Below are 11,150 nucleotides of genomic sequence, written 5' to 3'. Positions count from 1 at the left end.
AGCGGTTACGCACGAAGGACCCGCGTTGCCGGCAGCACAACTGCATCGTTTGCAAGTTGAGTTGGTTGCAGACGGACAAATGCTGGTGGCTGCTGATCTGCCCATGGCTGCGGTCTCAGGCAAACGGCTGTCCATTTCTTACCTGCCTGCCACCGTGGATGACTTGAATTTAATCAATCAGGCAGGTGGCATGGCGCAAGTACCGCCTTATTTGGTGAATTTGCGACCTGTCATCAAACTCGAAGGCAGGCCAGTGGCCAATGAGCCATTGGAGATTTCCATGGCCAAAGCCCATGATATGAGGCTGAGTTTACATGGTCCCAGCGGTTCAATTGAGTTGAATCGAAAATTGATTGCGGGCACCTATTTGTCGTTGGTGTTGGGCACACAAGATGATGAATTTCCGCAGAGTCCCATTACCATCAATCAGCTTGATGACGAAACTTTGCCGATTCGATTGATGCACAATCTGGGCATTCGCTACAACCAACAATGGGCCGAGGCCGAAAATGAGATGGCCAGCTTGATGGGTCAAACCATCATCCGGCCAATACCCAGTGTGGCCATCATCGCGCCTGAATATGCGGTGGATGAATTCAATGGCATTCCAATCCGAATGCGATTTATGGGAGTCAGTTTTGATGCAGTGAGCCGCACTGTTGATGCGATCAACGAAGTCTCAGAAATCAGTGCTGATTGGATGCGCTTGGCGGCATTGCAAGGGTCGTATCTGGAGTCAGAAATATTTGGTGCCCAATGGGACATCGAAGCCATTTCTGCCGATCAAGGTCTGCGTATTCAAAGCCACAATGGTGAGGTCATCCATGAAATCACACAGGCCAATCAGTCCGGACTGATCAGTGGCTTGAATCACCCTGAATACGTTAAATCACACGTACAGTCTTGGGTTGACGGCGGCCATCATGTGCTGATAGGTCAAAATCCAACTCAAAAGAACGCCTGGATAGGCTCTACATGGTACATTTGGCACCCTGAAACTGGCCAATCAGGTTTTTTCATCAGCGGTGGTTATGCCGGCGGACAAACCACAGAACCGCCCAATGATTGGGAGTTGGGGGAGCTGAATCAAATGCTTTCAGCACCTTATGCCGAAGGCGCCAATGAAGACCCCAATGCCGGACGCAAAGTGGTGAAGATTGAAGCCACCGACCAGCAATACGGTGTGGTAAATCAAGCCTTGCCCATGCCCAGTCAAGTTTTGGTCACCGATGCCCAAAATCGCCCAGTGATTGGTGCCCAAGTGTTGTTCAGTGTGGTGGGAGCACAAGCCCAATTGCAATCTGATTCGGGTTTGGTTGATGCACTGGTGGTTCAAACCAACCAACAAGGCATCGCAGAAGTGCAGGTGATGCTGGACCAAAAACTGAGGAGCGGACCATTGGTTCGGGTCAATCCCAGCGATGAAAACCTGACCCAACTGGGCTTGGTTGAAATCCAGTTTGGGGTCAACACCAATTTGGGTTTTGTGGCCGGCCAAGAGCCCTTCAATCACTATGCCATCCCAGATCAGCCGACCCAAATTTTGGTCAATGACTGTCATTGGCAAGGATTGGACTGTGTGGCCCAGGCAGGACAGCAGGAAATGCATGCCGGTAATGTCTACGTAGCAGTGGTTGATCAATTCAACAATCCGGTGCCCAACACCCCCATCACCATCACTGCTGACACACCCATTCCACAGGCATCCATCAATAAATCCACCAGCGAATCGTCTGGCGATGTTGCCAAGACATTTCAGTCGGCTGCGTTTGAAGGCGTCCTTCAGCAAGACTTGCTGCCTGCTGAAAATGTCCGGTGGCAGGGTGACCAGGAACTGACCAACGAACAACTGACCGCCTTGGGTTTTCAAGTAGATCAAACCAAAGCCGCCATCACCGGTCGTTGTGATGCTGAGACTCCCGCCAAAATAGCGGTCAACAGTTGTCATGATTTGGGCGCCATTGATGTACCTGCGTGTGCCGACACATCAGCCCAGTTGTCATCTGATTTAACTTGGCAAACATTTTCGCTTTACAACGGCAAAGGCTACCCTGCCACCCGATTTCCAGTCACCATCAGTTCAGCTGGTTTGGTAGATGTGACCATCAGCCGCCTCAATGGTTTTGAAGTGGCCCCTGGTAACTATGCCCCAGCAGGGATTGTGTACATGGGTGACAACACCAATGGTCCCAACGGCGACTATTTTGGTGCCGAACCAGAAGACAGTGTGAATCGCCAGATTAAACCGTATTATCTGTCCTACACCAATGATGGAACACCTGATGGCTGTGATTTTGTTCAACGTCGTTTGTTGTCTTCTGACTCCCAAGAAACCGTCAGCGTGGTGGGTAATGCAGAGCTCACCATTGGTGGCTTCTCAGATGATTGGGTTGTGAATTACGCCATGGGTGAAGTGCCCACTTTGAACATCAACACCATCACCAATGATGACGTGGTGTTTGAATCTGTTGGGGTCTATCCGGGGCAGTTCATTGACCAAATGACAGTGATCACCCGCAGTGCCACTGTACAGGCAGAATTGGTGGGCAGAATCCCTCAGGTGTTTGATCTCAACGATGAACAAGCCACCACCACCCGCTCAATCTTCACCGTTTTAATCTCGCCTCCAAGCTTTCAACCCACTGATCTAACTGCGAATTTTTATGCTGACTCACAATTGATCCACAGTGAAACCACCCATTATCCAGGATCTCCGGTTGTGGATGTGACTTTGCCCGCAGGCACACCGATTGATGTGGACAAGAATTATTTCATCGAGCTGGTGATGAACAGTGGCACCGAGTTTGAAATCAAGCACGAAAAAGAAACCCTTGAAGGGTTGTCTCGCAGGCTCATCAGCGCTGTTAATTGCGAATCGGGCAACGGTCTTTTTGGTGCCTGTGGTGGCCCCGTGATCAACAACACCTTTGACAAGGCCTTGAGATTAAGCACCTCTCTGGACTTGGCCAACGCGGCCGTTTGTCGTCTGGAAGGCATCACCATTGATTTGGTTACTGCATCGCAAGTGACCATCGATGCCTATAAACATGATGTGAATGGGGTGCCAACCAACGAGATCATAAATTTGATCACTGATGAATCCTTGCCAGCGGGTGCCAATTTAATCCCGGCACGGGCAGAAATGTTTGGAAACCACACCTACAGTTTGCGCATCCGTGCCGTGGCTGATGACAATGGCGATGAGGATGAAGCCATTGGTACTTTGGTCTCGACCTACGACATCGACAATTCACTGCCCATTGGCCATGCGGTGGTCAAAGGGGTTGACCTGGCTGATGGCTCGATGATTTATTCGAAACAAGACATTGCTTTGCAAGCCCCAGGCGCTGACTTGGAATTCACCCGCACTTACTCATCCATTGGCAGACACGAACTTGGGCCATTGGGTTATGGCTGGAGCTACAATTTCATGTCAAGGGTGATGGTGGGCAATTGTGGTCAAGTGATCGTCACCGGCGCAGATGGTGGTTCTGCCAGGTTTCGAATTCAAGGCGACCAATTCATTCCACTCAAGGGACATCATTCATCATTGATTTACAATGACGATGGCAGTTTTGATTTTTACCCCAAAGGCGGTAATCGCTATCACTACGTCCAGATGCAAGAAGGCGTTTGGTGGATGGATTACATCGAAGACCCCAATGGCAACCGATTGGATGTCCAGGTTCAATTCCGCAACAACGTGCCAATCATCACAGCAGTGACCGATGCGGTTGGACGACGCTTTAATTTTACCTATGAACTGCGCGATTTTGGCATCTACCGCCATGAAATGCTGATCAATGTATCCGGGCCAGAAGGCATCAGTTTGTCTTTTGATTATGATGAACTGGGTAATTTGATTCGGGCCGAACGGGAAGGAGGCGGTATTGGTGGAACCACCAACGAAGTCATGACCTACTCGGGTGACTTGTCAGGTCCCACGCGCTCTTTGTTGTTGTCTGTGACGGACCAAGCGAGCGGTGCAACTCGCAGCTGGCTGTACAATGCCAAAAATACAGCGGTACCTCCGAGCATTGATGATGTCCCTGATGTCTTGGGCATAGAAGTGGCCAGCATCACCGAATCGGATGCCGGCACCACCGCGTTTACCTTCACCCCTGGGCTGGGTTACAACGCCGCTGCCACGGTGAACCAAAACAGTCAGGAGTCTTCATACAGCCTCAACAGCTACGGTGCTGCCACCCAGATCACCTCACCAGCCGGCACCCGCTCGTTTGTCTGGGAAACTGGGACCGATGTGTTGCTGCTCAGTGAAACCGATGAAAATGATCGGGTACGCGCTTTTGAATATGATGAGTTCGGAAACATCACCGAAGAGCGCTTGGGCACCTTGGTTAGCAACTACACATACCATGCGCCGGACCAGTTTGACCCGCCTTTCATCAAAGACCGCATCAAAACCCACAGCAACTGGCGTGGATTCACCACCGAATACGGATACGATCTCAATGGCAACAAGGTCTCTGAAGAGCTGGATGACATCACCGTATCCTATGCATATGATGATCGCGGCCAGGTCATCGCCATGACCGATGGGCGGGGTTTGACCAGCCAGTACACCTATGACGCATTTGGCCACCAAAAATCACAACGCAACCCTGCAGGCGAGACCATCAACCACACCTGGGATGCCCGCGGTAACATGCTGAGTGAAACCGATGCCAAAAACTTCACCACCACTTACAGTTACGACCTGGCCGATCGCCTGGTCAGCAAAAATTGGAATGGCTTGTGGACATATGAATACCAAAATGGCGGTTTAACCCGCATTGAAACCGACCCCAACAACCACAGCACCACACACACCTACGACACCCAAGGCCGTTTGTTGAGCACCACCAATGCCGCCACAGACACCTTCAGCCATGTTTATGACCTGAATGGCAACAAAACTTCGGAAAATAATTTTGGCGGTCACGAAACCACCTTTGAATACAACGATGCCAACCGTTTGATCACCAAAAATGAACCCCTTGGCAAGGTCACCACCTACACATATGATGGGGTGGGTAACGTATTGAGTGAAACCACCGCCGATCGCATCACCGAATACACCTATGATCCAAACAGGTATTTCCAAACCAGCATCACCCGCAAGAGTGATCAAGGGGATGCCATCATCAGCCGCACAGTTGATGGGCATGGCAATGTGTTGACCGAAACCGATCCCAATCAAAATCAAACCACCTTCACCTACGATGCCTTTGATCGCTTGCTCACTGCCAGTGGTCCTTTGGGTTCGGGTCAGTCCATGACTTATGATGCCAATGGCAATGTCACCGAAGAAACCACATACAACAGCACCGGCAATCAAACCACCACCAAAGAGTATGACTTGGCCAATCGCTTGTCACGGGTGACCTTACCAGAGGGCGGTGTCCTGTCCTACACCCATGACGGCAATGGCAACATCAAAACCGAAACCAAGCCCAATGGTTACCATGCAACTTATGATTACAGTGTCTTGAATTTGCCGGTGCGAAAAACCATCAATCAGCAAACTTGGCGTTTGGAATATGATTCAGTGGGTAACTTGATCACCGAACGCTGGCCAGTGATCGGCGGTCAAACTGATGGCAATGTGATCACTTATGCCTATGATGTTTTGAATCGGGAAATTTCCCGCACAGATACAATGGGTTTGATCCAGGCCCAAACCCACGATGCCAACTCCAACCTCAAAACCCTCACCGACGGAAATGGCGAGTTAACCACCTATGAATACAATGCCTTGGATCAACGCACCGCAGAGATCAAACCAGAGGGGAGAGGGCATACATACACCTACAATGTGTTTGGGGACATGTTGACTGATACCGGACCGAACGGAACCATCACCCACCAAATGGACCAACTGGGACGCCGCATCGATTCAAGCGGCCCAGATGACTACTTCATGGCCTATGGCTATGACCTGAACGGTAACCTCACCAGCCAAACCGATTCCAGAAACATCACCACCAGCTATTTGGTCAATGCCCTGAATCATACCTATCAACAAACCCAGGGCAATTCGGGTTCCTTTGTCATAAACATGAGCCATGACACTTTGGGCAATGTACTTTCCCATACTGACTACCGAGGTATTGTCACAGAATTCACCTACGACCTGGAAAACCGCCAGACCAGCGTGACCCGGGCCGGACAGCTGCAAAGCACCACCACCTACAACCAAGCCGGTTTGCCGGTGATTGTGACTGACGCGAATGGCAACAACACCGTCCACGAATACAACACCCAATACCACAAAACCCGGACAGTGTTACCCGAAAGCCAGGTCATTGTGTTTACCCCCAACGCCTTCGGTGATGTGGAACTGCAAAACAACCCCGGTCCCAACGACATCACCAAAACCTATGATCTAAGAAGAAGGCTCAAAACTGAAGCCAACGGCGCCGGCGAGACCACCAGGTATGAATACGATTTGAACAACAATCGCACCGCGGTGATCAAACCCGGAGGTCAAAGATGGGAATACGATTTCGATGCTGCCAACAGACTGACCCATGTCAGAAACGTGCCAGAATCAATTGAAACGGTGTACCAATACGACACCGCCGACAACCTCGAAACCATCACCGATGCCGAACAAAAAGTCACCACCTTTACCTACGACAACCGCAACCGCAAAACGTCGAAAACTTATCCTGGCGGTACTGATGTTGAATCTTATGGGTATGATAAGAATGGCAATTTAGCATCAGTAGAATTAGCCAATGGTGATTCGTTTAGTTTTCATTACGATGAATTAAATCGACAAATCAGTCAAAGCCATGTTTCATCTTCTGAATCCATCGACGTTTCATTCACACTAGATGGAAATGGAAACATTGAAATAGTAACAGAAATTATTGAAGGTGTTTCAAGCAGTATTCATTCCACTTTTGATGAGCTTAATAGAATCACTTTAATCACTGATCATCACGGGAACACTTTGCAGTTTGCTTATGACTCAAATGGCAATCGAAAAACATTGCAAGACCCTCAAAACAATCAAAGCAAATATACTTATGATGATTTAAACAGACTTTCACAAGCAATTATGGTTGGAACAGGTGCTTTTGATTACATCTATAATTCTGCTGGATTACTTGAGGGTATCAAATATCCAAATAATGGGGAATCAAAATTCATATACGACTCAGCAAATCGTATTGATGTTATTACAAATTTTCAAATGGGTGTACCAGTAGCTACTTTTAACTATGAATACGACTTAAATGGGAACCGCACTCAAGTTACTCAGAGTAATATTAGTGCAAATGAAGTCATTAATTATTCATATGACCATGCAGATAGGTTAATACAAGTTGCTTATCCCCATCAATCTGTTGACTACATATTGGACAAAGTCGGAAATCGAATTACTGAGTCTGTTGATAATGGAGGTGGAGTAGTAAGTAAGACTTTCACACACAATAACCGCGACCAAATAATTAGTATCACAGATACTAATGGATTGAATGTGTCGTTCAGTTACGATGCTACAGGTAATAGAACTGAGAAAAATATTAATGGAGATATCTCGATTTATAATTACACTCCTAGACAGCGAATTAAATCAATTATCTCAGGTGGATCTAATATTGAGTATAAATATGATTATTTAGGTAACCGAATAAAAAAAGTCAGCAATGGCCAAACAAGATTTTTCACATATGACGGGACCAGTCTGTTATTTGAGACTAATAATATTGGAAATGTCATAGCAAAATATCATTACGGCTCTGATAGAGTAATTGCAGAAACGAGATCAGGATCAAGCAATTTTCTAATTCATGATGCTCTACGAACACCTATTGCTATAACTAGAGGTGATGGTTCAATTCAAAATAGAATTGAATACGATGTTTGGGGTAATCAGACCAACCAAAGCAATACCGATGAAAACCCTTTCGGGTTCACAGGTTACCAACAAGATGAAGACACTGGGTTATATTATGCGAAGGCTAGGTACTATGATCCTGTTGAAGGAGTTTTTCTTCGAGAAGATCCGTTGCAAGGCGACATCAGTAACCCACCTAGTTTGCATAGGTATAACTACGCTGCCAGCAATCCAACTTTTTACATTGACCCTACTGGTTTAGCAAACGATACCTCTCATTACTATGAAGCCTTATTGATTGGAAAACTGGTTGGCTTAAATGAAGGACAAATGTATGCCTATGCATTGGGTGCACAAATTGGTGATGAATTTAAACATCATGATGCAATTAATAATTCAAGCGGATATGCATTCGAGCAAGTTCTTGGGCCAATTTTTGGGTTTGCTGAACTTATGAGTGGAAGCGAAGATAGAATAAACAAATACATTAATTCTGGTAAGAATTTGATTATTAATAACTGTGGTGCACATGCTCTTTGCGGAGTAGATCCAGAGCAAGTAAGAGAAGCAGTATCTGCATATACATTTAACGTTGCTGATAATTTCGCACAGATTGGTACGGCAGACCACACCAATACAGATAGTTTCTTTCATATCGAAAAACAATCTTTGAACAGCGATGACCAAAAGTCACATACTTTTTTGAAAGGTCACTTGTTTGAAATGAAATCAACTGATAAATCGTATCTGTACCATGAAAGTAAACGAAAACAAGCCTTTAAAGCTAGGGCTTGGCTTCTTTTTAAATATACTCAAAGGCAAGGATCTCAAAAAATGAGTAGATATACATTTAGAAAAAAATTAAATGCTATGTTAGCAGATTTAGATGATTTAAATGAATCACTTTACAATGATGCTCATGCTATTGACATACCTAAATATTTAGTTGATCCACAAGACTTGATAAATGATGATGATGAATTCGTTGCAATAAGGAAATTACTAAGTAAGCATGGAATTAATAATGTTCCTAGAACAGAAGATCATGATTTGGGAGAAAATATCTATAGGCTACTGAATAATTTCAGTGATCAACAATTAAAGCTCATTGCACATGAAACATTAAGTAAGAATGAATATCAACATAAAGATGTTTTAATTAGAACTTTAAGCAGAAGAGAGTTGATCAGGATACTAAACGATGCGTTTAATAATGCCCAATATAAATCAAAAATATTTATATATAATCATGTGAAAAATAGCTTAAAGGAAAGTGACACTGTAATGGAAAATGAGAAAAACCCTGGCAGCAAGGAGGTTTCAAAGTGATGCATCATAAGTTAAGAAGCTGTTTGATTCTTTTGATTAGTTCTGGAATTATTTTTTCAATTGCTATTTTGGTAATTTCTAAGTCACTTCCAGATAGTTTAAATTCTGAGGACTACGATATATTTGCGAATGGAACAGAAACAGAAATAATTGAATTTTTAGAAAAATCAGAAAGTAAAGTTAACATCAACAGTTACTACTCCTTAATTAGAAGAGACGGTTATGAAATTCTAGAACTGATATTTCAAAAATATAATCTTGACCCTGATTATGGATTTAAGAATCAAGGGGGCACCCCTTTACTTTTTGCAGCTAAGAACTTCAAACCAAAAGCAGTCGAAATATTAATTGACTATGGTGCCAAAGTTAACTATTTAGATCCATATGGGGTAACACCCTTGATTGCCACATCCTACACAACCCTTGAAAATGAAAATTCTGAGAGTTTTGAAATCACTAAATTACTTGTATATGCCGGTGCCGATATAAATGTTGTTTCAGAATTCGGGCAAACTGCAATTGAAGGAGCCTTATTCAGTAATGATATTAGAAGAGTGAAGTTTTTGGTTGATAACAATGGAGATATTAATCACCTAAGCCCTACAGGTGCAAACTATATGTTTTTTTGCGACTATTTGGAATGTTATGAATTCTTTCTGAGTAAAGGGTTTGATATTAACTCAACCGATAACGCCGGAAGCAGTATATTTCAAGTTGCACATTACTCCAGCATACCATTATCCTTAACTAAACAGCTTTTGAATTGGGGCGCAGATATTTGTCATAAAGATGATTTAGGAGATTCCGTTTTAAATTATATTGAACGGAGAGGAACCGGCCCTCATGATAAAAATGAAAACCCAGACTTTTACTTTAAAATGTTGAGTGAAAACCGTCAATCAGTTGCTTATAAGTACCTTGAAAATGAATACAACCTAAACTGCCAAGAATAGGAAAATACATTAATTCTTGGTACAAACTAATAGGCAATGGACAGTAATTGAAACCACAAATAGTTCCGCGACCACGGCGCCTAAGTCACTGTATACACCTAATTATGAATAGAGTGGAATAGAACGACTGACGCATTTGAGTATGGAGACCATTAATTGGACTACCAATACAAAATGTTTAAAAAAGGCTTTACTAACCCAATTAGTTTTGTGATGTAAATGAAATTTATTTTGTTGCTTTTATTATCTCCAATGATCTCAATCGCTTCATCTGGAATAACGTTGGTTTATAATCTGATTTATGGATCAGTTTTCTTGGTGTTGGTGTTACTTGTAGTCGATATCATGAGAGACAATGAAAAATACAGAAAAAGAAAGAAGTAGCTTCATTAAATCTTAGTTGAATGGCTTAGCGAAAATTTGGTTTTCTATATGAAAATAGCGTTGAACTTCTTTGGGTATGTCATTTTATTTAATTAAAGACGAACCTTGAAATCTGATTTAGGTTTAAACCTAAATAGATCTTGAAAAATTCTTACAAGAAATTGCGAAAAGGGATCTATTTCTTCGTTCAAATAAGCACTAAGATTCTTGCCTGGCTCGTTAAACCAGACTACATTTTCCTGTTATGCCGCAGCAAGTAATACAAATAGGTAACAACCGTAAATTTCAAGCCCACTTGAGGGTAAAAGCTAATGAGTAATTTAATTTACACTAAATGACTAGATTTATGAAAAAAGTAATTTTAATGAGCCTGTTTTTTGCTGTTATAAGTAGTGCGCAAAACTTTGAGGCTGAGAATTTATTTAATGAAATTGAAAAAGCTTCACCCAATGAATTGATTGCAATTATTAAGCAGGGAAAAAGTGATTCTGAAAAGATTGACTCTTATTCTTTAATCATTTTGTCTTTGGCCTCATTGAAGAGTTGTAGTGGTCAAGTAATTTTGGCCACGGTTTTAGATTCACGCCAGAACTTTCGCTCTGACTCATTGGGTGTCATTCCTCCGTTGTATGCGT

3 protein-coding genes are annotated in these 11,150 nt (G+C 43.9%); all 3 read left to right on the top strand.

Going from position 1 to position 11,150, the window contains the following annotated elements; all coding sequences use genetic code 11:
- Positions 1 to 163 precede the first annotated feature (163 nt).
- Entirely contained in the window at positions 164 to 9,178 is a 9,015-nt protein-coding gene (locus K7G70_RS14685; RefSeq protein WP_223789562.1) for an RHS repeat domain-containing protein, read from the top strand.
- On the top strand, positions 9,178 to 10,131 hold the full coding sequence (locus K7G70_RS14680) for an ankyrin repeat domain-containing protein (protein ID WP_223789412.1): 954 nt from the start codon (positions 9,178 to 9,180) through the stop codon (positions 10,129 to 10,131). The genes K7G70_RS14685 and K7G70_RS14680 overlap by 1 nt, the downstream gene beginning before the upstream one ends.
- 730 nt (positions 10,132 to 10,861) lie before the next feature.
- On the top strand, positions 10,862 to 11,150 hold a 289-nt coding region (locus K7G70_RS14675), incomplete at its 3' end, for a hypothetical protein (RefSeq protein ID WP_223789411.1).

The sequence above is a fragment of the Marinicella meishanensis genome (assembly GCF_019931145.1).
Lineage (GTDB): Bacteria > Pseudomonadota > Gammaproteobacteria > Xanthomonadales > Marinicellaceae > Marinicella > Marinicella meishanensis.
This window is presented reverse-complemented; position numbering and strand designations above follow the sequence as displayed.